Below are 21,693 nucleotides of genomic sequence, written 5' to 3'. Positions count from 1 at the left end.
ATTGTGATGCAATTTACCCCTTCCCGCGTCGCGTGTGCGCTGGTGTTTCTGCTCTCTTCGGCAATCGCGCCATCAGCTCTGGCCCATGCGCACCTTAAGCAACAATCCCCGCAGGAAAATACCGTCGCGACGGCACCCGACGTCATTACCCTGAATTTCTCGGAAGGCATTGAACCTGCCTTCAGCGGCGTCGTGGTGACGGACGCGCAGCAGCACAAAATCCAGACCGGCGCGGTGAAGCGTGACGAGAAGGATAACGCAAAGCTGATTGTTCCTCTTGAGAAACCGTTGACGACCGGCACCTATACGGTGGACTGGCATGTGGTCTCCGTGGACGGCCACAAAACCAAGGGCAGCTATCACTTTAGCGTGAAATAGTATGCTGGCCCTGAGCTACGTAGCGTTTCGCTTTATCCATTTTGTTGCGCTGATACTACTTTTCGGCAACGCGCTATACAGTGTCTGGTTTGCACCGTCTTCGTTGCAGCGCCTCATGACGCAGCGTTTCCAGCGCCAGCAGAATATCGCGGCCTTAATCAGCCTGATGGCTGCTCTGCTGATGTTCGGCCTGCAAAGTGGGTTAATGGGTAACGGCTGGGGTGATGTCATTCGCCCGGCGGTCTGGCGCAGCGTGCTGGGCACGCAGTTTGGTGGCGTCTGGCTGTGGCAAATGGTGCTGGCCGCTGTGACCGCGGGCGCTGCATGGCTTACCCCGCAAAAGGGCTCACGGCTGTTACTGCTCGCGATGGGGCAACTGGTGCTGCTGGCGGGCGTGGGACATGCCGCGATGAACGGTGGCGCGCCGGGTGCGTTGCATCGTCTGAACCATGCGCTTCACCTGCTCTGCGCCGCCACCTGGGTGGGCGGTCTACTGCCGCTGCTGTTCTGTATGCGGCTGGCGAAAGGCCGCTGGCAGCTAGCCGCTATCTTTACCATGATGCGCTTCTCCCGTGTGGGGCATTACGCCGTGGCGGGCGTGCTGCTGACCGGGATAATCAATACGCTCTTTATTGTGGGCATAGACGTGCCGTGGGAAGCGCCTTATGTACGGCTGTTGTTGTTCAAATGTGCGCTGGTCATCATGATGGTGGCAATTGCGCTGGCGAATCGGTATTTTCTTGTGCCACGCTTTCGCCCTGATGCCGGGCGGGAACAACAGATTTTTATCAGGATGACACAGGCAGAAGTGGTGCTGGGCGCGCTGGTACTGGCGGCCGTCAGCCTGTTCGCGACCTGGGAACCCTTCTGACAAGGTTTAATAACTTATGAAAAAGACACTGCTTTCTCTTTTACTTCTCACCTGTGCCAGCAGTGCGCTGGCCGCGCCGCAGGTCATCACCGTCAGCCGGTTTGAAGTGGGTAAGGACAACTGGGCATTTAATCGTGAAGAGGTCATGCTCACCTGCCGTCCCGGTAACGCGCTGTATGTCATCAATCCCAGTACGCTCGTGCAGTATCCGTTAAATGACGTAGCGGAGCAGCAGGTTGCCAGCGGGAAAAGTAACGGACAGCCTGTCAGCGTGATCCAGGTGGATGACCCGGCAAACCCCGGGCAGAAGAAGAGTCTGGCACCGTTTATTGAGCGCGCTAAAAAGCTCTGCTAGCCGTCAGGTTTCCAGTAAAAAAAAACCGCAGGTGCTTGTAAAAGCTCTGCGGTTTTTCACATTTAGTGATGTTCTGACGCTTTTTTTCAGACCACTTTTACTGTGGACTGGAAAACCTGACGTCGTCATCTATTCTTAAAGGGCAAGGCGATTGAGCCTGCATTAATGCCAACTTTTAGCGCACGGCTCTCTCCCAAGAGCCATTTCCCTGGACCGAATACAGGAATCGTATTCGGTCTCTTTTTATCTATTTGTTTTTCAAAGGTTTTTTCGGTCTTAACACGAAATCCCCCGAAAATTACTCGAATATTCCATATCCTGTCTAAACCATAACATACTCTGCACCGCGTGCGTCCAGGTATTTCTTGGTCATTGTTAAATTTTTGTGGCCGAGTAAACGCTGAGCAAATTCTTCTCCGCGCTCCTTTTCGTAGAGCCTGCTCGCCAGGCTTCTGATCTCATGGAAAGGAGGTGGGTTAGGTCCGAATTTTAACCCGGTCGAATCCCTTATCTCTGCAAAGGCCTGGGTGAGTCCGTCAGGAGTCAGCGGCCCCGGCTTTCTTCCCCCGCGGCGGACCGGAGAGTAAAGCATGAAGTCGGAAGGGTTGTTAACCCGGCATCGATCAATGACATCCTGCAACACAAGCCCAGCGACGTCCAGCCTCAAATCAAGGGGAAGCGCCAGTTTGTGACCTGTTTTCTCCTGCGTAACGAAAAGCCTCCCGTCTTTAATGTCACTAAACCTGAACAGTGAAATATCCTCACGACGCTGGCCGGTGACCAGTGCCAGATCGCATGCGTTAGGCGCCCAGTCAGAATGAGTTAACGCGGCCTGGCGGATGACGGTGAATTGTTCGAGCAACAGGCGCTCTCGCTTAACTTTCGGTGTCGGCGTTCGCGTCGGCTCGGCCGGGTTCCTGTCGACATGTCCTTCTACGATCGCCTCCCTGAATATGTCCATCAGAACAGACCGCAGCCCGGAAGCCATGCTCTTTTTATCGCAGAGAATGTACGTTTCAAGAAATGAGGCGATGTCCTTGGTCGTGACAGAGGCGAGGGGTATTTTGCCGAACTCTTCCTTTATGGTGGCGATCTGGTTTCGCCTGACCTTCATCGTGTTTGGTTTCAGCTCGCGCCGCTCGAGAATTACCTCGTAACGCTCCAGCCATGCAGCCACTGTGAAAGTGGGCACGTCTTTTATGCGATCCAGTAGAGAAGAGGGTAGGTAATTCTGGTCGATGTAGTTGTTGGCCTCAATGGCCTGGGCAACAGCGTCCTTGCGATCAACCCGGCCAAGAGAAATCTCCTGCCCGGTCACCGGATTGCGCCAACTGTAAAGTCTGTCTCTTTTACGATAGGTCAGGTTACGGGGCAGGTTAGCGTCGTAACGTACTGGCCTTTTCGCCATGAGTCAGTCTCTCCAGTAAGGTGCCGCCGGACGGCAGTTTAGTGTGTTTCGGTTTGGCGCGCAGATTCTTCTTGCGCGGATCAACGTAGATAGCGTCAGGCTGAACCTTATATTCCTTTCCGTGCAGCTCTGGCGCGGGATAAATTCGCCCCTCCCGCGTCCATCGACGCAGAGTAGAAAGGGAGGGGGAGTCGTGTAGACCTCAGCAGCCCATTCCTGCAAGTTGAGAAGCTTAGCCATGAGAACTCCTTAGCCGCCTGGCATTATAGGCGAGGCTGTGTTGACGTGTTGATTAATCGAAATCAGGCAAAAAGAAGCCCGGCGCGGGGCCGGGCAAAAGGAATAACGGAGCAGTGCTTTCGCACCCAATAGCCAGCTCATAACTGGCTATCAGTTGCGTCAGGCAGCAGGGGTTGGGTATGGGAGCCACTCTTCGATTCGAACGTCTTCATGCTCAATGCCTTCGATCTGGAAAATCCACTGCCACTTTCCTGTGGGGCCGGAAACGCTCTGCCATTCAGCCCGCCAGGCAATAAGCACGCCCTCACCATTGAGATCGTTAACCAAAACCTGTTCATGTGTTTCTGGAAGACGTTCGGCGCATTTGATCCATGCCATATCGGTGCTGAGCAAAGGGGAAATTCGTGAGATAAGCGTTTTCTGCGCCTCCTCAATAGTCACCGGCTCGCCGGGGCTGCCAAAAATAGCAAAGAAGTCACTTATTTCTGACTCAATGAGTTGTTTCATTGTTGCCATAATTACTCCTCATGCCGCACGCTGGGCGCGCAGCGATTTAATGTGCTCACTCGTCTCCAGTTCGGCGCGTATCTGTGCCGCCTCACGGTGATCGAGGTGCTCAAAATCATTGTTAAAACGGTCGATTGAAGCGGTGCAGATCCGGCCCTGTCGCCAGTAGCGGACTATCTGAGATGTGCAACTGTGGATGATGACGGGCCAACCGTGCTGGTCAGCGTAAATCTGACCCCGCTGAATTAGCTGGAACATTTGGAAGCTCCTGCATTAAGAGGAAGGTAATCATCGCGGCGCGCAGGGGGTTCTTCTGGTAATCAGTACCGCACGTCCGGTCCAGGTTTCGCGTATGGCACCAGGTAGTTTGTGGCTCTGTGCTGTGGTCACCGTCAAACTCGATGGAGATTCTGTGCTTGGCGATCAGCTGCCAGGCCACATCGGCATCATTGCAAAAATCAAGGCGATGTCCGTTCTGGTGAGTAACGAAAACAGAGCCGTCTTTGTTGCGCAGTCCGGTTTCAGTACCTCGGCCCCAGCACCACCCATCGCTTACGTATTGGCGGTGGCTAACTTCCTGCGGATCGTCGGTGTAAAAGCCAGTGAGGATAAGTTGCTTTATTACCAACTCATTGATTTCGTCGTCGGTTAGCGCAGTGTAGTCCTTCATTCATCGTCCTCCAGATCGGATAAAGCATCCATAACGTCTGAACCGCGAATCAGGTCAAAAGCGCGGCACGCCATTTCAAAGCACAGTCGTTCATGTGGGTGGGGTGATTTCCAGTACTCAAACCCTGGGCGATGTGAATAACCCTGCATCGCATAAAACTCGCCAGCCAACTCAATAGCGGCATCGACTAGCTCGCGATTCGTCATCATTTCTTTCACTGGCTCCCCCTTTGCTTATTCTTAAGCTCGATCTCTTCCTGGCAACTGGCGCAGGTCTGGCAGCCGGGAACGGCTGCTCGCCGCGGCTCGGGAATTGGTTCGTCGCATTCTTCACAACGCTCAGCTGATACGGAGTTGCGGTTGAGGCGATGAGCGGAAAGGGCAGCGTTACGCTGAAGCTCTTCAATCTCTGCTGCGGTGTCGATGATATCGGCCATAGTCAATGCTCCCGGAACTGTCGGTTAATTCGGTTGAAGGTGAATGCCAGCAATAAAAAAGGCCGTGATAGCGACCTAGTGAATAGCGCCTTCATGCTGCACCGCCATCATTCTTCTCAGCTTCGACTGCCATCTGCTCAAGTCGTCGCGATAACTCGGCGGCCAGCGTCTGGAATTCTTCCTCGGTCGCCACCGGAATCGGCACAAAGCGAATCCCGATATGCGCCAGGTGGTTGGCGATTTCGAGGCTTTTCCTTAAATCAACTGGTGAGGCTCTGTTCATGTTGCACGCTCCAGTTCTGCGAGCCCGCCGCGCACCGCGTCGATGATGCGTTCAAGGTACTGATAATGATGGTTCGGCACTGAAGGCCATTTTGCGTACCATGGATCATCGCCAAAAAGATTTAAAAGCTTGTCACCGGCCAGGAAGTCACAGCAATTAGCTTTAACATCATCTGCATTTTCGGCCTCGATCCACATTTCGCGGGCTTCATATGCTTCAATTTCACGCTCCTGACGGAGTTTGATTATTTGTTGCTTAACGAAGTTGAGGTTTGCCTCATTGTCGTCATCAATGGTGCTTTCAAGACGGGGGGCTAAACATCCGATCAGGTAGTCATTGCTGACGCGTTTAATGAAATCCTGCACAGTGTCACCGCCCATAGCTAACCAAGCCCCGGTCCACGCCTTACCGAAGCAGGTGATGGTGATGCGACCCTTGCCTGGCTCATAGTTTTCAATCATCACCCTGACAGGGTCGAGGCGTTCAACATCTGAAATGGTAAACGCCAGAACATCGCTTTTTTCAACCTTCACGATTCCACTCCGAAACGGCGATTAAGCCGCCCTGTGTATACGACGAATTCCAGGAGGCTAACTCCCAGAGCTTCAATTTTCTTGTGATGCTTATTGATGATGGGAGGCACCGTTTCGTTCCAGTTAGGCTTTGGCTTCTTGCGCATGGCCTGCTGGATTTCTTCGGTGCAGCGTCGGCAAGCGGCGCGTACGGCGCTTTCATTTGCTGGCGTCATGCGGCCTCCGTTTTCACAACGTCGATGGCGCAGCCGGGCAGCAGTTCTACCGCGGCGGTGTCGCACTGATTGCCCCAGTGATCCCAGCCCGGCGCCGCGCTGCGGCTAAACAGCTCGATGCGCGGCACATCGCCGTAAAGCAGCTCCAGCCGGTTGCGCACTTCCCACGGCTTTTCGCTGTGCGCGCCAAGCGGGCTGTAGACCACCTGCTTAATCCCGGCGTGCTTTCGCTCCAGCCCGGCGCCGCGGGTAGCAATCAACAGGTCTTCGGTATTGGCTCGGGTGTGATTGCCGCCGTTCATGCGCGTCTCGGCGTTTAGCAGGTTGAGGAAGTCGTAAAAGTCGGTTACTTCACCCTCGGCCAGCGCCTTATTGATGCGCAGCTCGGCATTCTGATTCAGCTTCACCCAGGTAAAGCCCTTCATCGTGCGAACGGTAAAGCCCCAGGCCTCTGCCAGTTCGATAACCTCTTGGTTATGCGTTCCGGTGTACCACATCGCCAGCACCGCGTTTTCGGCGGCAAGCTCCCACACCGGCAGGCGCTTAATGTCGATTAGCTTCATGGTTGAGTAGTGATCGGCGGCAGCGCCGTTGCTGATGGTGTTGCCGTAAGACCAGGGTGGGTCAGCCATTATTAAGCTGTATTTTTGATTCTGCATCTTCTTCCTCCCATCAGAGAAACGACGCGGTTGAAATCTTCGTAGCTCTCAATATTCCGTGAATAATCAAGCATCCTTTGCGTGCCGTTGGAATAAATTCTCCCCGGATAAATGCCGCTCGAAGATCTAAACTCCATCGTCTGGATAAGCGTTCCTGGGTTTTTTGCGCTGGCCAGTTCATCCGTAGACATGAAGGCTATCTTCTCTTCATCGATGACAACGAAGGCGTAGAAGTCACATGTCTTCCGCGATGCAACGCGTTTGTAGCCTTTTCCAACCCTCGTTCCGAACCGGTAGACACTTTTTGATTTACCGTAATCGCGCATTTTCAGCGTCGAGCGAACCTGCCCCTTAAGGAGCCTACCGTTGGCTTCAACCACAATGTCGTATGGCAACCCCTGGTCTGATGGAAAACAAACAAAACCCTGCTTGGCCAGCTTAAAAATTGCGTAATATTCTCCGCATTTCCCCAACTCAAGCTCGCTGACATATTTTCCGGTCATGGAATTACACCTCAAAAGCCAGTTGTGGCATGAATATGTCGCGGGCTTCGTCATAGTTGAGCGAACATGCAGAGTTGTATGCTTCTATGCGCTCTACTAGTACAGCTGCGCGGGTTTCTTTGCTTGCCGGCGCATAGGCTGATTTATCCCACGCTTTGTTAATCCCTATATTCCTTGCAACGTTGGTGCTATCAGCTGACGACAGAGGCACCTCCATAAAGAGGTCCTTATTCAGCATGCGCAGTCCATGCAATTTCGTTATTGGATATCCATTTTCATCAACGACATGGCGAATCATGTCGCGCAATTTTGCGGCGCAGTCTTTTGGTCTTTTAGCGTCATATTCGCCCATTGATCCGATGCATACTCGCGGGAATTCATGACACAAACGAATGAAGCGAGATTCTGGTTCGTTGAAATGATAAACAGGCGCGCCTACTACTTTGCCGTGCGGCCATTCCGTGATTAACGCGTCATTCTCTTCACTTGTCCCGCCGATCACGTCAGGGATAACAGCAAAAGCAAAGCGAGGGTGATTCATCCAGCGACCTACAAACGCGTAGTAGTCATTCCAGTTAACAACGCGCTTTTTCGTCCAGAAGCTGAATGCGCCGTTATCCAGCGCGAAAGACTGGGTGACTTCGCTGGCCAGGGCTAATTGGCCGGGGTTGGCGAAGGAGATGAAAGCGTGCCTGCCTTTCCATGCCTTCAGGGCGCATGTGTCCGGAGTAATAGGGCCGCCGTGAAAATGAATCATGCCGCCTCCTGCCTTTCCCGATATTCCTCAGCGATCCGCTGCGCCTTTAATGGATTGCTGACCACTTCACCCCATGGCATTAGCCAGCCGTTACCAATGAAGGGAAGGCACACAGTGCCAACCCTGATGTCGTGTGAGCGTGAGTCATAGGATGGACTCCATTTCGTCGATGTAGAGGCCCTGAGCAATCAGGCGGCGACGGCGTGCTGCACGTTCAATGCATTCCTGCCGTCTACCTTCCTGCGACTGCTCTATTGCGCGCCGGGTGAACAGCCGTGATTTGCCCTGTGGTGTTACGACCTTTGGCTTCGTGACCAGGTCGAATGTCCGGTCGCAGATGCCGTCTTCGTTGAGCCATTTTTCCGACTCAACGATCTGCGCAATCTGTCCGGAGCTGCGGGTAATGCCGTTGGCAACCCGGTTAAACTCGATGAGCGTTACGCCAAACTTCTCAGCGATTTCACTACCGGTGACCGGGCGACCGCGCGTCTGAATCATCCAGATAACGCGCTCACGGAGGCCGGAGAATTGCCCTGTTCGCCCGGGCCTGCGGTAGAAGGGTGTACGTTTCATTTCCACTGTTCCCCGAACGTGAATCCGATCTCCGCCAGCGCCTCGTCCATCTTCTCGATGAACTCAGGCACCATTTCGTTGAAATCGGTCATGTACTGCGGATCCCGCTCAACTACGACGTGGTGAATACCTTCGCGCTTCATGCGCGGGTCGTAGTTGGCAAAGAACCAGGCGTCTTTTCCGGTCACCCACATGCTGTACTGCACCTGGGCCATGTACGCAGACTTGATGGCTTCGAAACCCCCAAGGCGGAATTTCATGAAGTCGCGGGAGGTGAAAGGGCATTTAAGCTCAAGGCCGAACCCGTTACTGCACAGGCCGTCAGGGGAGCACGCAGTGCGCATGCTCTCGTCACGGAACAAGATCGGAGACTCCGTGACTTTCACGTCAGTAGTGAACTCGAAGAGGGTGCGGGCGTCTTCCTCGTACTGCTTACCCCAGGCCAGCGCCTTTGCGTTAACCTCTGGCGCGACGCCGGTGCATACCTCGGCGAGCAGCGTGTGGAAGTAGGACATTTTCATGTCTGTCCACTTCTTCCCAGATCTTGGCTTTGCAATGACGTTATGCACTTCGGAGGCGGTGATGACGCCGAGGCGCAGCCGGTGCCACGCCTCATCGCCCTGTTGGATGGTTGTTACGTCAATACCGGTCCGGGCCAGGATAATTTCTGGTGTCATGCTGCCGCCTTAGCTCTTTTCTGAAGGAAGCCATACCCTTTCTGCGCCTCTTCTTCAGTGAGTTCTGACGCCTCAAGGATTTGCCGCTTGAAGATGTCGCTGCAAAGAGGAAGAAAGTCTTGCTCCATGTCCTTACCAAGCTCTTTCAAAAGATTGGTAATGGACTGGATGGTTTCTTCGCTTGCGGCTGGTGGAAGCGCTTCTGTGGTGCTGCGCGGCGTGACGTCACGGATATCAACGTCCAGTGATTTTCCTTCCATTTCTTCGGCGGTAGGCTGCTGTCCAATCTCAGGCCATGCCTTACGCAAAGCCTGGGCTTCTGCGCATTTCGCCAGCTGGCCATATGGGCGCTTTTTCCACATCGCGTTCGGCGCAGTGGTGTCGCGGCCTCCGGTGGCGTAGTTTTCTATCCAGTATTCTTTGGCGCTGAACTCGACGATCTCGCCGCTGGGCATGCGCTTGAAAACGGTGTATTTGCACCACTGAGGGAAGGTCACCTCGACACCAGTAAGCGTCTGAGTTACGTCGGGACCGAACTCAGGCTCACGGGCCCCGGCATAATCTCCGGATCGGTCTGCCTGAATGCGGTAAAGCCCGATGCCCGGCATGACCACGTCGCGCCAATCACCTTTACCTGTTTTCGAGTCTTTGACGTACATCGGAACAAGGTGAACAGGTTTGAGCAACGGATCCAGCTGGCGGGCTCGGCAGTAATCAAGCGCCATCATTACCGATTCGTCTTTGGCGCCAGGGTAGATGCTGTTCTTCAGCGCGCTCCAGGTGGAGACGTCGACGCCTATCTCCTGAAGCGACGCCGCTGTGATTGTTAATTCGTTTGCCATCGTTAATCCCCTCAAAAATTAAAACGGGCAGCCGGTACGGTGTTCCCAGTCGTATTCCGCCTGGGCGTAAGCAACTGCCGAAATGAAATCGTTGTAGGCCTCGCCAGCTTTATCGCTGCGAAGTCCTTCGTATGGGCTGGAGTCAATTGGGATCGTGAAGTGGAAGAGGCCGGACGGCTCACTTGGCATCATGTCGATGATTTGCTGCGCCCGGTCGTCGATCCACTTCTCTTTCTCGTCGGTGAGCTGCTGTTCAGCCCAGCGCCGATCTTCGATTCGGTCGTAAGTGAGGTATGCGTTCATGGCTGAACTCCTGAAATTTGGATGTGCAGATCCCGCCCGCGTATTGCCAGGCCGATCGGTTGAATAGGGTGGTTAGTGCTGGATAGGGTTGCCGTGACCGTCCAGAAGGACGTCAATCACGCAGTCACTGAGGCGTATGATTTCTGCATCAGTGTGCAGGTATACCCATTTGCGCTCCTGAATGACTGCTGAGACGCGATAGGTGCGGCCTTCATGCAATGCCATCATGCCGGGCGTGACGCACTGGCGAATGAGCGGGGTGGTGCCGTAATGCATTCCGTTCATGAGCTCTCTCCATTGCCGTTTCTGCATTCCCATAGCTCTGCATACTCTTGCATTAATGAAGCTATGTTTTGTTTCAGGAAAACCTTATTGCCGTTGCTTGCATCTGATTTATCTATCAGATTCTTCAATCTTTCTTTAAGCTTTGATCGGCGGTTTTTATTCACGTTTTTTTGTCGATAGTGAGAGGGGATGCTCATACCTTCACCTCAACCTGTTTCAGGAGGCCAGCGATATGCATCTGCCAGCGGTTAAGCGTCAGCTTGTCGCGCGGTGCAGATACCGACGTCAGCTGCCACTCGTTATCGTTGAGCTTTTTGGCTGTGTACTGCTTGCCGTTATGGGTGACTGTCATGATGCCTCCCGCTTTTCTTTGATATCGGCGCGGAGGTGAATCTCTTTCCCATCAGCTGTCGGGAATATCAGGATGTCATCACGAACCGCGAGAAGATGGGCCACTGCAAATAGCGCCTCGTCTGTGACATCAAATTTCTCACCGGTGAACTCGCGAACGCCGGGCGCCAATTTGCTCGGCTTTGAACGACCCGCGAAAATTCGCTTCGTCAGGCCTGAAAAACCTACTGTGATTGGGTTGCTCATAAATCCTCTTGGCCTTATCGCGGCGAACGGAACGGTTAATACAAGACTTCTGCGCATGCGCATACTTTTCAGTTACGGTGGATGGCCGCACGTTTCATAGCTAAGCAACCTCTGTGAAGTTGCTGGGGTATTAAAAAGCCCTCCGGAGAGGGCTATGTGTTTCGCTTTATCATTGGATATGCCAGGGCAACTACACCTGCCACTAACACCCCGTCAGCCAGCATCGACATCAACTTCCCGGTGAAATCGACAGCAATCACCAGGAAGAGGAGGACGCCGATAATCAACCAGCGCAATTTATCCATCAGATATAAGCGTCGAGTGATAACTGAAGCGCCTGAGCGATTTTCTTCAGCTGTTTTTCTTCGTCTTCGCCGATGCCGTCGTTATCAGCTACGTCAAGGCACAGGCAGAGCACATCAACTGCGTCTGGCGTACCGGCCACATCAGCCAGTTCACGCATTGCCTGGGCATTAGCAGAGCGAGGAGATGCTTCGTACTGTGCGCGAATGTTGCTGCTCATACTGGCGATCTCACCTGCGAAGGCAGAGAAAGCAGGTTTTGCCTGAATGGTTTTCTCCAGCGTTGCAATTTCTGACGCATCACAAGTCCCGTCTGCATAAGCGATCGAGTAACAGCCCCACACCGTTGCTTCAACTGCATCGCGGTTTTCCATCTTCTTCACTTCGACGATTGCTTTGCGTGCTTTTTTCTTAAACAGTCCGAACATTTGACTACCCTCTTGGTTTAAGCCATCAACTTGATGGCGACATTTGACTTACCGTCAGCCCCTCGCAAAGAGCTGCTGGTAAAGCTTCCCCGATGTTCGGGAACTGAGCAGCAAACCATTCCGGTGCGGAGTCCTCTTCGTGTGCTATACCCGCCACGCGTTACACACCTGCCTCAATCCCATTGGGCGCCATTTCAATTTGCCAGGAGCGCTCCGGGTGATTTGCTGCTTGACTGAATTCTTAATGAGCAGGCGACTTGCTGTCCGCCGCTGGCTAACTTCGCTCAGCTGTCGATGTTTCGTTTCGATGGATTGATAATGTACCAATAGTTCATTCATGTAAAGTACCAAAAGTACATTTTATATGAATGGAAAGTTCATATCCGATTATCTTTATGAACTTTAAGGAGAAATATTTTTTTGTTTTTTATTGATTGAGGCGAGAAGGGTTGGGGCTGGTTTGATTTATTAGAGGTTCGTCACATCGACAAGCCTTGTGCGACCATTGAAAGTTGCGAAAAGTCCGCCGTCTGGCTCAACAACTGAAAGTTCAGCGTATCGAAGGAAGTCTGTTTTGATAACGGACATCAACACTTCTCCGGTATCAATGTTTATGACCTCAAGCCGGTTCGCGTAAAAATCATCCTTATTTTTGCTGCCGGCAAACGATAGGGCGATGTAGCGGCCAAATTCAGATATGGCCGAACTGATGAGGTGAGTGGAAGTTTCTACCTTGAATAACTCTTTCCCGGTTTTATCCATGACTATGGTTGCAGCCATGTTGTTGTCTTTGCCGGTATGGACAGAAAATAAAAATCGCCCGTTAACAGCTATGCATTGAGGCTTGGGAGAGAGCTGTCCTCCGAGCTTAACCATAAACATGAATTTTTCATTCTTCAAAACCGCAAGCGTGTCATCTCTCAGGTTACTTTCGTCACGTTTAAAAGCCCCTAGCTGCCACTGCCTATCCTGGCTTAATTTGCAGGTGATGAGGTGATCGCCAAGCTCGTACAAGACGCTTCCATCACTCAGATCAGTAACCTTATTTGCTTCCACGCTTAACTTCCTCAGCTATGAAATCTGTATGCCCTTGACTGGCTTACCAGCACTTTCGCGCATATGCGGAGAGAAGAAAAATCACCATCTTCGATGTACCAGGTTTCATATTTTTTATTGTCTGAAATCACAGCTAATTTTTTGTGCTGCTTTTGAAGCCGTTTGATGTAGAGATCATTGTCCAGAACGAAAATGTATATGCCGTCACCGTCAAAGCAGTCGATGCTGACGTCGACGAAGATCTGGTCTCGCGGCTCGAACGTGCCAGACATCGAATCGCCATTAACGGCAATCATTTTTATGTGATCAGCCGGGCGGCCTCCAAAGACGGCGCGAGCCTCTTCAGTTGAATACTCAATGGATCTGATGGTTTCAATGAATTCATCTCGCACGAGAACTCCCTGCCCAGCACTAGCCTGAATGTCAAAAACGTCTACACGGAAAGAATCATCCCTCATCGCCATATGCCCTTCAGATATGCCATCGGCAGCGCTATCGCCCAACAGGAAAGAGGAGGATGTGCCAAGTATAGCCGCCAATTCCTGCAACTTCCCACGTCTTGGAATAGCCTCCCCATTGAACCACTTGCTTACCGCTTTAGGTGTCAGCTTCATGAGTTTTGCCAACTCAGTCTGACGACCATGTGCAGGTAAACCAGCTTTATCGCAGGCCAGCGCTAGCCGTTGGGAGAACTCTTTACGCGCTCTTTCTTCTTGAACCATGGGTTCAATCATAATATCACTTGCGTGAACTATCAGTTCCGACATAATATGTACTTACAGTTCAATTTGAGGGTTACCAAATGCAACCTAAAAACCTTGGCGACATCATCAAGCAAATCCGTGTACCGGTGGTGGCGAAGGCTTGCGGGCGCACTCCCCGCGCTATCTACAAATGGATTAACAGCGGTTGCCTGCCGCGTACCGATTACACCGGTGAAACAGGCTATGCATCCAAAATCGCAGCTGTATCTGGTGGACAGTTTACCGAGAGCCAGATTCTTGAAATCAGTAAACCAAAAGCCGCTTAACGGCGGCCCTAACCACGAAAGGGAAAGCAATGCATTCACTTGCGTATCAACAAGGTAACAAATTTTCGCCAGCGGCGATGATTTACCAGAATCGCCGGGAACCTGATTCCACGGCGTTAAACATCGATGGGATCCGCGCAGCTGTCCGCGCCTGGGCAGCTGATTGCCGCAGCCGTGAATTTGTCGCAGCGCTGATTGTTGAGGAGTGGCGAGCCACTGGCGGCACCGGTCTGGATATCCCGACTGACTCGCACCGCCAGATGCAGAAAGTGTTTCGCTGGATTGATGGCGACACCGAATACGCCGCCAACAACATACGCCAGCTGACGCCGGCAATCATGGCCGTCCTGCCGCTGGAGTACCGCAACCGCCTGGCGCCGCAGAACGACACGATGTCGCTGATCGCCTCTGCGATGAAAGAGTGTGCCGAGGCTAAGCAAGCCGTGCTGCTGGACGCCCCAGAGCATCAGAAGCTGAAAGAGGTAAGCGAAGGTATAGCGTCGCTGTTCCGCCTCATGCCTGAGCAGGTAGGGCCGCTGATGACGATGGTTACATCGATGCTGGGGGTCATGTGAGAACTACAGAAATGGCGAAAGCCGGTCTGCGCGAACAGAACCGACTTTCTGGTGCAAAAACGACAGTAGTTGCAGGAGGAATAATGGCAAAAAATCCACGCTATTACCATACCGCTGTACATAAAAACATAACCCGCGACCGCTTCATCCGCTCGGTTAATCCGATTGTGGCAGAGAAGATGCGCGCCATCCTGGAAGAGCTGAAACGTAAGGAGAGTGGCCGTGGGTAGCCTCGCAAAAGTAATACCTTTCAGACCGTCTGTAACGGTCGTGGAGCGTCAGGTGGCAGATATCGATGATGGGTATACCCGCATCGCTAACGAGCTGCTGGAAGCGGTTATGGCTGCTGATTTAACGGCTCGCCAGCTGAAGGTCGTTCTGGCGGTGATCCGCAAAACTTACGGGTTCGGGAAAAAGTTTGACCGCATTACAAATACCCAGATTGCAGCAATGACCGGCATTCACCATACGCATGTCTGCAAGGCCAAGAACGAGATGATTGCAATGAACATCATCGTTACCAACGGCCTGGCGATCGGGGTGAATAAGGTGATTTCTGACTGGAATTTTAGCATTAGCCAAAATAGCAAATCATTAGCCGAAACAGCTAATGAAACATTAGCCAAGTCAGCTAATACCCATAAGCCAACTCAGCTAAACACAAAAGAAACTATTCAAAAGAAAGAAAGAAAAGATCCCCCTAAATCCCCCCAGGGGGAAAACTCACTCGCTCAGGAAGTGATGGATTACTTCAACGAGCTAACGGGTAGTCGTTGTGCTGCGCTGGCACCTTTTGAGAAAGCTCTCTCCACGGTGAAGAGCAAAGACCAGTGCTACACCGCTGAAGAGCTGAAGCTGGTTATCCGCTGGGCCCATGTGAACTGGGGTCACAGCTTCAAGCCAGAGAACCTGTGCCGTATGACCCGCTTTGATGGATACCTGTCAGACGCCCTGATATGGGCTGATGGCCAGGGAAGCAATCCGGCAGCCTGTCCGCACGAAGAGATCATCAAGCTCTGGAATGAAAAATTCCCTTCGAAGGCCGTTTCACTGCATGAGTGGAACCGCCGCCGTCCGGCCTATCGAGACCTGGAAGCTGTGTGGAACGGCAAAACCACCCAGGGCAACTGGCGAGAACTGAAGCACATGGGAATGGCCTTCGAGCTGATTAGCAAGTCTTCCCTGTTCGGCACCAGAGGCGATCAGCCATGGCTGACACTCGACTGGATCCTGAATCCGAAGAACTGGGGATCTGTCTACGAGCAGGCCATCAACGAGCACCGTGAGCGCAAGGGAGTCAAAGCATGAGCCGTTTTATTGATTTATACGTTGAGCAGGCCGTCATTGGCGGAATAATGCTTGCAGCAGGTCGCGCAGATGGCGCCGACATGGCTACCGATGCGATTGAGGGCCTGACTGAGGACCACTTCACAGCAACGCCCCATAAAGTGGCTCTGCGGTCCTATAAGCGACTCAACGAATCCGGTTCGAAGATAGACCTGCTTACGCTGACCAGCGATCTTGAACAACTCGGGGTTCTTGAGAGTGCGGGTGGGTTCGCTTACCTGGCTGAATGCAGCAAAAACACTCCGTCTTTCGCAAACCTTGCAGCCTACTGCGAAAAGCTTCGTGAAATGTACCTTGGTCGCCGTATGACCCTGGCGTTACAGGTTGGGATCCAGAAGCTGTCCGAACCAACTACCGAGGGTATCGCAGACATCATCGGCAACATTCAGGCCGACATCTCTGGAATTGAGCACAGCGCTGACTACGGAACTGAACACATCACCACTGGCATCGATATGTCGCTGGAAACCATCCAGGCGATCATTAATGGCGACATCTGGAAATACAAAACAGAGCTCGGCATGTCGACCATCGATAGCGCTTTCGGAGGATTCAACAATACGGATTTTATCGTCGTTGGCGGGCGCCCTGGCATGGGGAAAACCATGTTTAGCACCACAGTGACAGAAACCGTAGGCCTGAAAAACAAAAAGCCGGTGCTGTTCTTCAGTCTCGAAATGCCAGTGGAACAAATCTCTGAGCGAGTCGCTTTCCACCGGTCGCGGGTAAGCAAAGAAGATCTGCTGAGCAAAGTTAGCGGGAAAATGGACGAGGCATGGGGGAAGGTTAGTCACTGCATGAAGGAGTTCATCGACTCTCCGATCTACATCAATGACAAGCCATCCCTAAGCGTTCACCAGGTGCGTGCGGAAGCGCGGCGTATGAGTAAGAAGTTGGGCGGACTGGGCGTGGTAATCGTCGATTATCTCCAGAAGATGCGGATGTCAGACCCGGAGAACATGAACCGTAGCGTAGGGGAGATCGCCACTGGCCTGAAGAACCTGGCGAAAGAATTGCGTTGCCCGGTCATCGCTCTGGCCCAACTGAACCGAAACCTTGAACAGCGCGCTAATAAGCGTCCCGTTGCCGCAGACCTGCGAGAGTCTGGCGTCATTGAGCAGGAAGCAGATGTGATCTTCATGGTGTATCGGGATGAGAAGTACAACGAAAACACCGAACTGAAAGGCATCACCGAAATCATCTGTGTGAAGTCCCGCCATGCGCCGGGGGCAGAAAAGACCTACCACTTCAGCAGCCGCTACTCAGGCCTGGACCCGGTAGATTTCACCTACAGCAGCCAGATGCAACAGGAGGCTGACTATGAGTGCTAAGACGATGAAAGGCAAACAGGCAATTCTGCGTTATCTCGAAACGCACCGGACCTTCACCGCGAAGGATGTGGCCACAGAGTGCGGCATGACCATCAACTGCATCACGAAGAACGCTATCGATCTGGAGCGGGCCCGCAAGATTGTCCGGGTGAGCAAGGTCTGGCGAACGGTGACTTATCGCCTGGCGACGCCGGAAGAGCAGGATGGTACCGCGCGCAGCTGCACAAACGGAATATTTCAGGAGTGCCGGAAAAGCCCGGCGATGAAGCGAGTATTGATGGTTTGGGGGAGGGTAGGGGTATGAGCGAATGGAGTGATTATCGCTGGATGGTTAGGACCATGGCGAAGGGTAACGGTGTAACGCTCATCAGCATCGCCAGGCACTGCGGCGTATCGAACAGGAAACTTAATCAGATTCTCCAAACCGGGCCATCCAAAGAACAGGAAGAACTCATAGCCGAAGCTCTGGGGTGCGCAGGGTGTGACCTTGCGGAAATCCACAGGCAAATTGGCGAGTTATCAGACAAGTACGGGAGGGCATGGGTATGAAAATTTACATCGCAGGACCAATGACGGGTTACGAAAACTACAACCGTCCGATGTTTAACGCAGTAGCACAGCAGATGTTATCAGGTGGTCATATGGCATTAAATCCGGCCACGCTCCCGGATGGTTTATCTCAGCGTGAGTATATGGACATCTGCCTGGCGATGCTTCGCTGCGCCGACGCCATTCACATGCTGCATGGGTGGCAAGAGTCGGAAGGTGCCGTCGCTGAGCATGCCATGGCTAAAAGGCTGGGAATTAAAATTTCTTACCAATTTGAAGGAGCCGCCCAATGAGCAACATCGACAAACGCCCACAGAAAGAGTTCTATGCGAAAGTTGAGCAGCAGGCTCATTCTCTTCGTGGGTGTCCTCTCGAATATCAGGCGTTAACTGGCTTGTGTCCGGTAAACGTTATCGAAATGCATGCAAAGAAAATTCTGGCACTGCTGGATGAGCTGGAAGCCAAAGAAAAGAGGATTGCTGAGCTGGAGGCGCGGGAGGTTGTACTTCCACAGCGCTATAGCATGTTGCATCGCGTCGATTTCGATGAGCCGTATCACACGGAAATGGTTTACAAGCAGCATCAGGTGCTTGAGGCACTGCACGATGCTGGAGTCAACGTCGCCGCAGCCGGTAAAGGAGAGTGAGCATGTCAGTTGAACTCGAAGATAAACGCCGTAGTGGGCAACGTATTCCCGGCCTCGGACTCGCTAATGGGACGTGGTTTGCAGTTCTGGATATTCCAGGCATGGGAAAGCTTATCAACAATCAGCATACCAATGACCCGCTTGATGTGACGCCAGCCAAAGCGAAAAAGATGGCAAAGATTGTCGAGGAATGGACACCACCGGATGGTTGGTCTGGCAGCGAGCAAGAAAAAATGAAGAGTTATATCGTCGAATTTCTTCGCTGTTGCAACGGTTTTAGGAGCTACTAACCCATGACATTAACCAAAGACTGGCTCCTGAAGACAATCGCTGCGCTTGAAGAAGAGCGAGATGCTGTGCCCGGCGCAGTAAACGAAGATGCGGTGATGGCGCTTGAGGCGATGAAGCTGGCGCTGGCATCGCTCGAAGCGGAGCCTGTGTGCGTCATAGACCAGTCCAATCTTGATTATCTCAAATCTGGCTCCGATGCAGACGTATGGCCAGCATCCAGAACAGAGATGGGTGATGTGCTTCTGTATCGCGCCGCCCCGCCAGCGCCGGTATCTGTGCCCGCTGCGATGGAAATGGATGATGACTTTGACAGCGCGTTTGAACACGGAAAAGCTGTCGGCTGGAACGCCTATCGAGCAGCCATGCTTCAGGGTGCCGAACAACAAAATCGACAACAAAATATTCCTGAAAATATTCCAGCCACACAGTTTAAGCCGGTAGCAGACCTGTACGGCTTAACCTCACCAACTGGCAGCGAAACATCATTCACTTTCGACGCTGTTGAAGCTCGTGATTTCATTGATGGCGGTTGGTCATGCCAGGAGTACGTGGAGCTTGAACGCTTTCAGGAAGCGATAACCAACCATACCGAGGATAAGCTCGCTATGGTTGACCATTCCGGTGACTCCAACAATATGGTTGAATCTGTAACGACGGCTTGCAAGTTGCGCGATGCGGTGGATGCCATTCGCAACTCCGGCATAGCAATTGACGGTGAGAAGATTCTGGCTGAGCGCGATGCTCTCAACTCTCCGGTGATTCCGGATGGTTGGGTGCTGGTGCCGATTGAGCCGACTTATCAGATGTGCGAGGCGATGGGTCTGCAATGGGAGAGCCCGCGATTTCCGGATCGCTATAAGGCGATGCTCGCCGCCGTTAAAAAATAGTCGTAATTTCTGCTAAAGTTTGGGCAATATAACCAGCATAGTAATTAGGGAGTCATTTATGCACGAACTATTTGTGCTGGTTTTGAGTACCTGTGCAAGCCTCAGCAATATGTCAGGTTGTTCTTTGGAAGTGGTGAACTTGAACATTGAAAAAGAACCGGTGAATGTTTTTTACAGCAGGAAAGACTGCGAAGAAAGCATGAAGAAAATCATGCTAGATCATGCCCAGTACTATGAAATATCAGGTAGAGAGCCATCAATGGCGAAGTGTGAAAAAATCTTTTTACCTAAGAATGTTAGTAAATAGTTAAAAAGCCAATGCGAATTTCATGAGGTTCAATAGGAGCTTGAAATGGAAGATTATCTGGTTTTTGGTTTAGGTCATGAAGGTGATATCCAGAACGATGAAGCGGGACTTGATAAAATAAACGTGGTAACAAAAGCGGTAATGCGTTCAACAAATTCCAGTGAGCCGGTAGCTTACCAAATGACCCAGTTCAAAGAATTTAATGTTGTCAGGCAGCAAGCGTATGATGGTGAATACTACAACATAGCATGTGATGTTTTACCATCTCGCGATCGTGTTGATGCTGCAATTCGCAAATATCACCCAAAGAAATCATCCACGGTTTAGTAACCTTTGATTTTCTGGAATCAAGCAGCCATAATCATGTCATCGGAGCCTGAACAACTCCGGTGACTTCTGCGCATTTAAGGGGACTTAAATGCGACCACAATCTGAACTCCTCACCTTGTCACAGATGCAGAAATGCACCTGCGATTTCCTGTATTCTGCGTTTGACCTCTTCGGAGGTGAAGCGTGGCTGTAAAATTCCTGCTGCGCGACCAGCGCATCCGCCAAAACCTCATCGATTACATCAATCAACAGCCGCTGAATGCTGAGTTTCCTCTCGTCGTTTCTTTCTCAGACCCTGACCGGACATTGCCACAAAACTCACTCTTCCACGCGTTATGTGGCGACGTGTCAAAGCAACTGCAATGGGCAGGGAAGCGCCGGAACCTCTCGGAATGGAAGGTTCTGTTTGTCTCCGGGCATGCGGTCGCAACTGGCAAACCCGGTGAAGTTGTGCCGGGTATTGAGGGAGAGTTCTGCGCCATCCGAGAAAGCACCTCGAAGATGGGCATTAAGCGCATGAACAGCCTGATTGAGTACACGCAGGCCTTTGCCGCAGGCAATGGCGTTCAGCTCCGCGAAGTGCGCTATTCGCTGGACTATTTCGGGAGGGTTGCATGAACAGCCCTATCGCACGCGTCATCTCAAACGAAATCTTCCGCGTTCCTGCGCGGCGCAAGCGTAAGGCCGAGGTTAAGCCTTCCGACATCCCGACACTGAAAGACTACACCGCCCGCCTGGTGGATCAGAAATGGCTGCGTCTCGCGGCACGGAGGAATCATGCGTAAACCATCCCGCCGTAAGTGCAAAGTATGCGGTGAATACTTCGTGCCGAAATTCCATGACATCCGGATCCGCTGGTGCTGTCCGGAGCACGGCGCAATCCTCGCGATGGAAGAACGTGAAAAGGAGAAGGTGAAAGCCGCGGCCAAGCGCATCAAGGAGCAGAAAGAGGCAGAGAAGGCCGGGCGCAAACGCCGCAAGGAACGCCTGGCAGAGCTACGGCCTGCCGGTTACTACAAGGCGCAGGCTCAGCAAGCATTCAACGCCTACATCCGCGCGCGTGATGCTGGTTTGCCATGCATCAGCTGCGGAGAGACCAATCCGCCTGATCTGCATGGCGGTCAGTGGGACTGCGGCCACTTCAAAACGGTCGGCGCTAACCCTGAATTGCGCTTTGAAGAGCGCAACGCCCATAAGCAGTGCAAATCCTGTAATGCCGGAGCCGGAAAGTACACCGCCAAGGAGGCGACAGTCGCGCAGCAATACGAAGCTGGCCTGGTTGCTCGTTACGGGCAGGATTACGTCGACTGGCTCAATGGCCCCCACGCAATGACCAACTACCGCCGGGAAGACTTCATCCGGATCCGGGATGAATACCGCGCCAAACTCAAAGAACTGAAACAGCGGGAGGCCGCATGAACCATACCGACTTCCTTCGTTACCAGGCAGAAAGCGTTAAGCGCGCCAGCATGCCGCCAGTAGCAAAGCACAGCCAGACCAAAACCAATCAGCCACATAAGGA

45 protein-coding genes and 1 pseudogene are annotated in these 21,693 nt (G+C 52.5%); 20 read left to right on the top strand and 26 right to left on the bottom strand.

The genetic code is table 11. The features are described from left to right. The first annotated feature begins 6 nt into the window (after window positions 1–6). Genes yobA through ACQG2Q_RS14295 form a run of 3 tightly spaced genes read left to right on the top strand, consistent with a single transcriptional unit; the run spans window position 7 to window position 1,604 of the window. A complete protein-coding gene (yobA, locus tag ACQG2Q_RS14305) occupies window positions 7–378 on the top strand; it encodes a CopC domain-containing protein YobA (RefSeq protein ID WP_063849168.1) in 372 nt (123 codons plus the stop codon). Between the two features lies 1 nt (window position 379). Beyond that, complete coding sequence (gene copD, locus ACQG2Q_RS14300) at window positions 380–1,249, top strand: copper homeostasis membrane protein CopD (RefSeq protein ID WP_063849167.1); 870 nt, start codon at window positions 380–382, stop codon at window positions 1,247–1,249. A gap of 16 nt (window positions 1,250–1,265) precedes the next feature. Beyond that, window positions 1,266–1,604, top strand: coding sequence for a YebY family protein (locus tag ACQG2Q_RS14295; protein ID WP_022648464.1), 339 nt, complete (start codon window positions 1,266–1,268; stop codon window positions 1,602–1,604). A gap of 322 nt (window positions 1,605–1,926) precedes the next feature. Here ACQG2Q_RS14295 and ACQG2Q_RS14290 read toward each other — a convergent pair whose 3' ends face one another. From ACQG2Q_RS14290 to ACQG2Q_RS14165, 26 genes are all read right to left on the bottom strand, one after another. Then, on the bottom strand, window positions 1,927–3,012 hold the full coding sequence (locus ACQG2Q_RS14290; protein WP_096216912.1) for a tyrosine-type recombinase/integrase: 1,086 nt from the start codon (window positions 3,010–3,012) through the stop codon (window positions 1,927–1,929). Then, the gene (locus tag ACQG2Q_RS14285; RefSeq protein ID WP_255248678.1) at window positions 2,981–3,157 is read right to left on the bottom strand and encodes an excisionase; all 177 of its coding nucleotides are present in this window, start codon (window positions 3,155–3,157) and stop codon (window positions 2,981–2,983) included. The genes ACQG2Q_RS14290 and ACQG2Q_RS14285 overlap by 32 nt, the downstream gene beginning before the upstream one ends. A 254-nt stretch (window positions 3,158–3,411) precedes the next feature. Continuing rightward, window positions 3,412–3,768: a DUF551 domain-containing protein gene (locus ACQG2Q_RS14280; RefSeq protein WP_096216911.1), complete on the bottom strand. Its 357-nt coding sequence runs from the start codon at window positions 3,766–3,768 to the stop codon at window positions 3,412–3,414. A gap of 9 nt (window positions 3,769–3,777) precedes the next feature. Beyond that, the gene (locus tag ACQG2Q_RS14275; protein ID WP_023300428.1) at window positions 3,778–4,017 is read right to left on the bottom strand and encodes a DUF4222 domain-containing protein; all 240 of its coding nucleotides are present in this window, start codon (window positions 4,015–4,017) and stop codon (window positions 3,778–3,780) included. Continuing rightward, window positions 3,980–4,429, bottom strand: a complete 450-nt coding sequence (locus ACQG2Q_RS14270) for a phage protein NinX family protein (RefSeq protein WP_096216910.1) — start codon at window positions 4,427–4,429, stop codon at window positions 3,980–3,982. Before ACQG2Q_RS14270 ends, ACQG2Q_RS14275 begins: the two co-directional genes overlap by 38 nt. Continuing rightward, window positions 4,426–4,635, bottom strand: a complete 210-nt coding sequence (locus ACQG2Q_RS14265; protein ID WP_032677372.1) for a hypothetical protein — start codon at window positions 4,633–4,635, stop codon at window positions 4,426–4,428. Before ACQG2Q_RS14265 ends, ACQG2Q_RS14270 begins: the two co-directional genes overlap by 4 nt. An 8-nt stretch (window positions 4,636–4,643) precedes the next feature. Then, a complete protein-coding gene (locus ACQG2Q_RS14260; RefSeq protein ID WP_426759226.1) occupies window positions 4,644–4,865 on the bottom strand; it encodes a TraR/DksA family transcriptional regulator in 222 nt (73 codons plus the stop codon). Window positions 4,866–4,956: 91 nt separating this feature from the next. Beyond that, on the bottom strand, window positions 4,957–5,148 hold the full coding sequence (locus ACQG2Q_RS14255; protein WP_096216705.1) for a DUF1382 family protein: 192 nt from the start codon (window positions 5,146–5,148) through the stop codon (window positions 4,957–4,959). Then, window positions 5,145–5,681, bottom strand: coding sequence for a hypothetical protein (locus ACQG2Q_RS14250; RefSeq protein ID WP_426759225.1), 537 nt, complete (start codon window positions 5,679–5,681; stop codon window positions 5,145–5,147). The genes ACQG2Q_RS14255 and ACQG2Q_RS14250 overlap by 4 nt, the downstream gene beginning before the upstream one ends. After that, window positions 5,678–5,896, bottom strand: a complete 219-nt coding sequence (locus tag ACQG2Q_RS14245; protein WP_199004960.1) for a hypothetical protein — start codon at window positions 5,894–5,896, stop codon at window positions 5,678–5,680. The genes ACQG2Q_RS14250 and ACQG2Q_RS14245 overlap by 4 nt, the downstream gene beginning before the upstream one ends. Continuing rightward, window positions 5,893–6,555: an MT-A70 family methyltransferase gene (locus ACQG2Q_RS14240; RefSeq protein ID WP_096217073.1), complete on the bottom strand. Its 663-nt coding sequence runs from the start codon at window positions 6,553–6,555 to the stop codon at window positions 5,893–5,895. Before ACQG2Q_RS14240 ends, ACQG2Q_RS14245 begins: the two co-directional genes overlap by 4 nt. Further along, window positions 6,531–7,058, bottom strand: a complete 528-nt coding sequence (locus tag ACQG2Q_RS14235; RefSeq protein ID WP_148742087.1) for a group I intron-associated PD-(D/E)XK endonuclease — start codon at window positions 7,056–7,058, stop codon at window positions 6,531–6,533. The genes ACQG2Q_RS14240 and ACQG2Q_RS14235 overlap by 25 nt, the downstream gene beginning before the upstream one ends. Before the next feature lie 4 nt (window positions 7,059–7,062). Continuing rightward, entirely contained in the window at window positions 7,063–7,815 is a 753-nt protein-coding gene (locus tag ACQG2Q_RS14230; RefSeq protein ID WP_148742085.1) for a hypothetical protein, read from the bottom strand. Next, on the bottom strand, window positions 7,812–7,895 hold the full coding sequence (locus ACQG2Q_RS14225; RefSeq protein WP_426759281.1) for a DUF1317 family protein: 84 nt from the start codon (window positions 7,893–7,895) through the stop codon (window positions 7,812–7,814). The genes ACQG2Q_RS14230 and ACQG2Q_RS14225 overlap by 4 nt, the downstream gene beginning before the upstream one ends. A gap of 64 nt (window positions 7,896–7,959) precedes the next feature. After that, window positions 7,960–8,388: a regulator gene (locus ACQG2Q_RS14220; RefSeq protein WP_199004957.1), complete on the bottom strand. Its 429-nt coding sequence runs from the start codon at window positions 8,386–8,388 to the stop codon at window positions 7,960–7,962. Continuing rightward, window positions 8,385–9,065 (bottom strand): lambda exonuclease family protein, encoded by a 681-nt coding sequence (locus tag ACQG2Q_RS14215; RefSeq protein WP_024198026.1) that lies wholly within the window; start codon window positions 9,063–9,065, stop codon window positions 8,385–8,387. Before ACQG2Q_RS14215 ends, ACQG2Q_RS14220 begins: the two co-directional genes overlap by 4 nt. Beyond that, complete coding sequence (bet, locus tag ACQG2Q_RS14210; protein WP_057059818.1) at window positions 9,062–9,907, bottom strand: phage recombination protein Bet; 846 nt, start codon at window positions 9,905–9,907, stop codon at window positions 9,062–9,064. Before bet ends, ACQG2Q_RS14215 begins: the two co-directional genes overlap by 4 nt. A gap of 18 nt (window positions 9,908–9,925) precedes the next feature. Further along, window positions 9,926–10,210, bottom strand: coding sequence for a host nuclease inhibitor GamL (gamL, locus tag ACQG2Q_RS14205; protein ID WP_199004955.1), 285 nt, complete (start codon window positions 10,208–10,210; stop codon window positions 9,926–9,928). A 72-nt stretch (window positions 10,211–10,282) separates the two neighbouring features. Then, window positions 10,283–10,495: a cell division protein FtsZ gene (locus ACQG2Q_RS14200; RefSeq protein ID WP_199004952.1), complete on the bottom strand. Its 213-nt coding sequence runs from the start codon at window positions 10,493–10,495 to the stop codon at window positions 10,283–10,285. Further along, complete coding sequence (locus ACQG2Q_RS14195) at window positions 10,492–10,692, bottom strand: hypothetical protein (protein ID WP_199004950.1); 201 nt, start codon at window positions 10,690–10,692, stop codon at window positions 10,492–10,494. The genes ACQG2Q_RS14200 and ACQG2Q_RS14195 overlap by 4 nt, the downstream gene beginning before the upstream one ends. Further along, window positions 10,689–10,847: a hypothetical protein gene (locus tag ACQG2Q_RS14190; protein ID WP_047727208.1), complete on the bottom strand. Its 159-nt coding sequence runs from the start codon at window positions 10,845–10,847 to the stop codon at window positions 10,689–10,691. Before ACQG2Q_RS14190 ends, ACQG2Q_RS14195 begins: the two co-directional genes overlap by 4 nt. Then, entirely contained in the window at window positions 10,844–11,092 is a 249-nt protein-coding gene (locus ACQG2Q_RS14185; protein ID WP_022651079.1) for a DUF7446 family protein, read from the bottom strand. Before ACQG2Q_RS14185 ends, ACQG2Q_RS14190 begins: the two co-directional genes overlap by 4 nt. A gap of 152 nt (window positions 11,093–11,244) precedes the next feature. After that, window positions 11,245–11,397, bottom strand: a complete 153-nt coding sequence (locus ACQG2Q_RS14180) for a DUF3927 family protein (RefSeq protein ID WP_141114168.1) — start codon at window positions 11,395–11,397, stop codon at window positions 11,245–11,247. Next, entirely contained in the window at window positions 11,397–11,822 is a 426-nt protein-coding gene (locus ACQG2Q_RS14175; RefSeq protein WP_000467318.1) for a tellurite resistance TerB family protein, read from the bottom strand. Before ACQG2Q_RS14175 ends, ACQG2Q_RS14180 begins: the two co-directional genes overlap by 1 nt. A gap of 468 nt (window positions 11,823–12,290) precedes the next feature. Next, a complete protein-coding gene (locus tag ACQG2Q_RS14170; RefSeq protein WP_045330129.1) occupies window positions 12,291–12,878 on the bottom strand; it encodes a hypothetical protein in 588 nt (195 codons plus the stop codon). A gap of 11 nt (window positions 12,879–12,889) precedes the next feature. Further along, the gene (locus ACQG2Q_RS14165; protein ID WP_229289426.1) at window positions 12,890–13,612 is read right to left on the bottom strand and encodes an XRE family transcriptional regulator; all 723 of its coding nucleotides are present in this window, start codon (window positions 13,610–13,612) and stop codon (window positions 12,890–12,892) included. A 68-nt stretch (window positions 13,613–13,680) separates the two neighbouring features. Between ACQG2Q_RS14165 and ACQG2Q_RS14160 the strand changes: the two genes are divergently transcribed. The 17 genes and pseudogenes from ACQG2Q_RS14160 to ACQG2Q_RS14080 all read left to right on the top strand — a co-directional run bounded on the left by ACQG2Q_RS14160 (window position 13,681) and on the right by ACQG2Q_RS14080 (window position 21,590). Continuing rightward, window positions 13,681–13,908 carry a hypothetical protein gene (locus tag ACQG2Q_RS14160; RefSeq protein ID WP_045338826.1) on the top strand — a complete coding sequence of 76 codons (228 nt, stop codon included), beginning with the start codon at window positions 13,681–13,683 and terminating at the stop codon, window positions 13,906–13,908. Window positions 13,909–13,937: 29 nt separating this feature from the next. Beyond that, window positions 13,938–14,483, top strand: a complete 546-nt coding sequence (locus tag ACQG2Q_RS14155) for a toxin YdaT family protein (protein ID WP_096216945.1) — start codon at window positions 13,938–13,940, stop codon at window positions 14,481–14,483. 11 nt (window positions 14,484–14,494) lie between these two features. Then, window positions 14,495–14,572, top strand: a pseudogene (locus tag ACQG2Q_RS14150) (replication protein); the annotation flags it as partial. Next, window positions 14,567–14,713, top strand: coding sequence for a hypothetical protein (locus tag ACQG2Q_RS14145; protein WP_015571544.1), 147 nt, complete (start codon window positions 14,567–14,569; stop codon window positions 14,711–14,713). The pseudogene ACQG2Q_RS14150 and the gene ACQG2Q_RS14145, both read left to right, overlap by 6 nt. A gap of 52 nt (window positions 14,714–14,765) precedes the next feature. Then, complete coding sequence (locus ACQG2Q_RS14140; protein WP_255248684.1) at window positions 14,766–15,791, top strand: replication protein; 1,026 nt, start codon at window positions 14,766–14,768, stop codon at window positions 15,789–15,791. Next, on the top strand, window positions 15,788–17,161 hold the full coding sequence (locus tag ACQG2Q_RS14135; protein ID WP_096216943.1) for a replicative DNA helicase: 1,374 nt from the start codon (window positions 15,788–15,790) through the stop codon (window positions 17,159–17,161). The genes ACQG2Q_RS14140 and ACQG2Q_RS14135 overlap by 4 nt, the downstream gene beginning before the upstream one ends. 4 nt (window positions 17,162–17,165) lie before the next feature. After that, a complete protein-coding gene (locus tag ACQG2Q_RS14130; protein ID WP_176486867.1) occupies window positions 17,166–17,465 on the top strand; it encodes a protein ren in 300 nt (99 codons plus the stop codon). A 241-nt stretch (window positions 17,466–17,706) separates the two neighbouring features. Next, on the top strand, window positions 17,707–18,003 hold the full coding sequence (locus tag ACQG2Q_RS14125) for a DUF4406 domain-containing protein (protein ID WP_096216946.1): 297 nt from the start codon (window positions 17,707–17,709) through the stop codon (window positions 18,001–18,003). Continuing rightward, the gene (locus ACQG2Q_RS14120) at window positions 18,000–18,356 is read left to right on the top strand and encodes an ead/Ea22-like family protein (protein WP_233156236.1); all 357 of its coding nucleotides are present in this window, start codon (window positions 18,000–18,002) and stop codon (window positions 18,354–18,356) included. The genes ACQG2Q_RS14125 and ACQG2Q_RS14120 overlap by 4 nt, the downstream gene beginning before the upstream one ends. A gap of 2 nt (window positions 18,357–18,358) precedes the next feature. Beyond that, window positions 18,359–18,646: a hypothetical protein gene (locus ACQG2Q_RS14115; protein ID WP_096216940.1), complete on the top strand. Its 288-nt coding sequence runs from the start codon at window positions 18,359–18,361 to the stop codon at window positions 18,644–18,646. A 3-nt stretch (window positions 18,647–18,649) separates the two neighbouring features. After that, window positions 18,650–19,534 carry a hypothetical protein gene (locus ACQG2Q_RS14110; RefSeq protein ID WP_233156235.1) on the top strand — a complete coding sequence of 295 codons (885 nt, stop codon included), beginning with the start codon at window positions 18,650–18,652 and terminating at the stop codon, window positions 19,532–19,534. Between the two features lie 58 nt (window positions 19,535–19,592). Beyond that, window positions 19,593–19,841 carry a hypothetical protein gene (locus ACQG2Q_RS14105; protein WP_226883150.1) on the top strand — a complete coding sequence of 83 codons (249 nt, stop codon included), beginning with the start codon at window positions 19,593–19,595 and terminating at the stop codon, window positions 19,839–19,841. Between the two features lie 45 nt (window positions 19,842–19,886). Continuing rightward, a complete protein-coding gene (locus ACQG2Q_RS14100; RefSeq protein WP_063619183.1) occupies window positions 19,887–20,168 on the top strand; it encodes a hypothetical protein in 282 nt (93 codons plus the stop codon). A 91-nt stretch (window positions 20,169–20,259) separates the two neighbouring features. After that, window positions 20,260–20,364 (top strand): hypothetical protein, encoded by a 105-nt coding sequence (locus ACQG2Q_RS14095; RefSeq protein ID WP_226883151.1) that lies wholly within the window; start codon window positions 20,260–20,262, stop codon window positions 20,362–20,364. Continuing rightward, a complete protein-coding gene (locus ACQG2Q_RS14090; RefSeq protein ID WP_048962418.1) occupies window positions 20,355–20,789 on the top strand; it encodes a recombination protein NinB in 435 nt (144 codons plus the stop codon). Before ACQG2Q_RS14095 ends, ACQG2Q_RS14090 begins: the two co-directional genes overlap by 10 nt. Then, window positions 20,786–20,956, top strand: coding sequence for a NinE family protein (locus ACQG2Q_RS14085; protein WP_063938397.1), 171 nt, complete (start codon window positions 20,786–20,788; stop codon window positions 20,954–20,956). The genes ACQG2Q_RS14090 and ACQG2Q_RS14085 overlap by 4 nt, the downstream gene beginning before the upstream one ends. After that, window positions 20,949–21,590, top strand: a complete 642-nt coding sequence (locus tag ACQG2Q_RS14080; RefSeq protein WP_096216939.1) for a recombination protein NinG — start codon at window positions 20,949–20,951, stop codon at window positions 21,588–21,590. Before ACQG2Q_RS14085 ends, ACQG2Q_RS14080 begins: the two co-directional genes overlap by 8 nt. The last annotated feature ends 103 nt before the right edge of the window (window positions 21,591–21,693 follow it).

Origin of the sequence: Enterobacter cloacae complex sp. 370H10 (genome assembly GCF_050031535.1) — a bacterium.
Classification (GTDB): Bacteria; Pseudomonadota; Gammaproteobacteria; order Enterobacterales; family Enterobacteriaceae; genus Enterobacter; species Enterobacter intestinihominis.
Note: the sequence above shows the minus strand (reverse complement) of the source record. Positions and strands in the feature narration are given on the sequence as shown.

Coding starts and splice junctions, on each gene's coding strand:
- ACQG2Q_RS14165 (WP_229289426.1), bottom strand. CDS start 13,612: ATGATTGAACCCATGGTTCAAGAAGAAAGAGCGCGTAAAGAGTTCTCC.
- bet (WP_057059818.1), bottom strand. CDS start 9,907: ATGGCAAACGAATTAACAATCACAGCGGCGTCGCTTCAGGAGATAGGC.
- ACQG2Q_RS14225 (WP_426759281.1), bottom strand. CDS start 7,895: ATGCCATGGGGTGAAGTGGTCAGCAATCCATTAAAGGCGCAGCGGATC.
- ACQG2Q_RS14085 (WP_063938397.1), top strand. CDS start 20,786: ATGAACAGCCCTATCGCACGCGTCATCTCAAACGAAATCTTCCGCGTT.
- ACQG2Q_RS14110 (WP_233156235.1), top strand. CDS start 18,650: ATGACATTAACCAAAGACTGGCTCCTGAAGACAATCGCTGCGCTTGAA.
- yobA (WP_063849168.1), top strand. CDS start 7: ATGCAATTTACCCCTTCCCGCGTCGCGTGTGCGCTGGTGTTTCTGCTC.
- gamL (WP_199004955.1), bottom strand. CDS start 10,210: ATGAACGCATACCTCACTTACGACCGAATCGAAGATCGGCGCTGGGCT.
- ACQG2Q_RS14235 (WP_148742087.1), bottom strand. CDS start 7,058: ATGACCGGAAAATATGTCAGCGAGCTTGAGTTGGGGAAATGCGGAGAA.
- ACQG2Q_RS14240 (WP_096217073.1), bottom strand. CDS start 6,555: ATGCAGAATCAAAAATACAGCTTAATAATGGCTGACCCACCCTGGTCT.
- ACQG2Q_RS14270 (WP_096216910.1), bottom strand. CDS start 4,429: ATGAAGGACTACACTGCGCTAACCGACGACGAAATCAATGAGTTGGTA.
- ACQG2Q_RS14135 (WP_096216943.1), top strand. CDS start 15,788: ATGAGCCGTTTTATTGATTTATACGTTGAGCAGGCCGTCATTGGCGGA.
- ACQG2Q_RS14295 (WP_022648464.1), top strand. CDS start 1,266: ATGAAAAAGACACTGCTTTCTCTTTTACTTCTCACCTGTGCCAGCAGT.
- ACQG2Q_RS14230 (WP_148742085.1), bottom strand. CDS start 7,815: ATGATTCATTTTCACGGCGGCCCTATTACTCCGGACACATGCGCCCTG.
- ACQG2Q_RS14260 (WP_426759226.1), bottom strand. CDS start 4,865: ATGGCCGATATCATCGACACCGCAGCAGAGATTGAAGAGCTTCAGCGT.
- ACQG2Q_RS14145 (WP_015571544.1), top strand. CDS start 14,567: ATGGCAAAAAATCCACGCTATTACCATACCGCTGTACATAAAAACATA.
- ACQG2Q_RS14115 (WP_096216940.1), top strand. CDS start 18,359: ATGTCAGTTGAACTCGAAGATAAACGCCGTAGTGGGCAACGTATTCCC.
- copD (WP_063849167.1), top strand. CDS start 380: ATGCTGGCCCTGAGCTACGTAGCGTTTCGCTTTATCCATTTTGTTGCG.
- ACQG2Q_RS14080 (WP_096216939.1), top strand. CDS start 20,949: ATGCGTAAACCATCCCGCCGTAAGTGCAAAGTATGCGGTGAATACTTC.
- ACQG2Q_RS14195 (WP_199004950.1), bottom strand. CDS start 10,692: ATGAGCATCCCCTCTCACTATCGACAAAAAAACGTGAATAAAAACCGC.
- ACQG2Q_RS14125 (WP_096216946.1), top strand. CDS start 17,707: ATGAAAATTTACATCGCAGGACCAATGACGGGTTACGAAAACTACAAC.
- ACQG2Q_RS14215 (WP_024198026.1), bottom strand. CDS start 9,065: ATGACACCAGAAATTATCCTGGCCCGGACCGGTATTGACGTAACAACC.
- ACQG2Q_RS14180 (WP_141114168.1), bottom strand. CDS start 11,397: ATGGATAAATTGCGCTGGTTGATTATCGGCGTCCTCCTCTTCCTGGTG.
- ACQG2Q_RS14155 (WP_096216945.1), top strand. CDS start 13,938: ATGCATTCACTTGCGTATCAACAAGGTAACAAATTTTCGCCAGCGGCG.
- ACQG2Q_RS14265 (WP_032677372.1), bottom strand. CDS start 4,635: ATGACGAATCGCGAGCTAGTCGATGCCGCTATTGAGTTGGCTGGCGAG.
- ACQG2Q_RS14120 (WP_233156236.1), top strand. CDS start 18,000: ATGAGCAACATCGACAAACGCCCACAGAAAGAGTTCTATGCGAAAGTT.
- ACQG2Q_RS14255 (WP_096216705.1), bottom strand. CDS start 5,148: ATGAACAGAGCCTCACCAGTTGATTTAAGGAAAAGCCTCGAAATCGCC.
- ACQG2Q_RS14105 (WP_226883150.1), top strand. CDS start 19,593: ATGCACGAACTATTTGTGCTGGTTTTGAGTACCTGTGCAAGCCTCAGC.
- ACQG2Q_RS14220 (WP_199004957.1), bottom strand. CDS start 8,388: ATGAAACGTACACCCTTCTACCGCAGGCCCGGGCGAACAGGGCAATTC.
- ACQG2Q_RS14275 (WP_023300428.1), bottom strand. CDS start 4,017: ATGTTCCAGCTAATTCAGCGGGGTCAGATTTACGCTGACCAGCACGGT.
- ACQG2Q_RS14095 (WP_226883151.1), top strand. CDS start 20,260: ATGCGACCACAATCTGAACTCCTCACCTTGTCACAGATGCAGAAATGC.
- ACQG2Q_RS14280 (WP_096216911.1), bottom strand. CDS start 3,768: ATGGCAACAATGAAACAACTCATTGAGTCAGAAATAAGTGACTTCTTT.
- ACQG2Q_RS14175 (WP_000467318.1), bottom strand. CDS start 11,822: ATGTTCGGACTGTTTAAGAAAAAAGCACGCAAAGCAATCGTCGAAGTG.
- ACQG2Q_RS14190 (WP_047727208.1), bottom strand. CDS start 10,847: ATGACAGTCACCCATAACGGCAAGCAGTACACAGCCAAAAAGCTCAAC.
- ACQG2Q_RS14185 (WP_022651079.1), bottom strand. CDS start 11,092: ATGAGCAACCCAATCACAGTAGGTTTTTCAGGCCTGACGAAGCGAATT.
- ACQG2Q_RS14200 (WP_199004952.1), bottom strand. CDS start 10,495: ATGAACGGAATGCATTACGGCACCACCCCGCTCATTCGCCAGTGCGTC.
- ACQG2Q_RS14100 (WP_063619183.1), top strand. CDS start 19,887: ATGGAAGATTATCTGGTTTTTGGTTTAGGTCATGAAGGTGATATCCAG.
- ACQG2Q_RS14245 (WP_199004960.1), bottom strand. CDS start 5,896: ATGACGCCAGCAAATGAAAGCGCCGTACGCGCCGCTTGCCGACGCTGC.
- ACQG2Q_RS14290 (WP_096216912.1), bottom strand. CDS start 3,012: ATGGCGAAAAGGCCAGTACGTTACGACGCTAACCTGCCCCGTAACCTG.
- ACQG2Q_RS14130 (WP_176486867.1), top strand. CDS start 17,166: ATGAAAGGCAAACAGGCAATTCTGCGTTATCTCGAAACGCACCGGACC.
- ACQG2Q_RS14160 (WP_045338826.1), top strand. CDS start 13,681: ATGCAACCTAAAAACCTTGGCGACATCATCAAGCAAATCCGTGTACCG.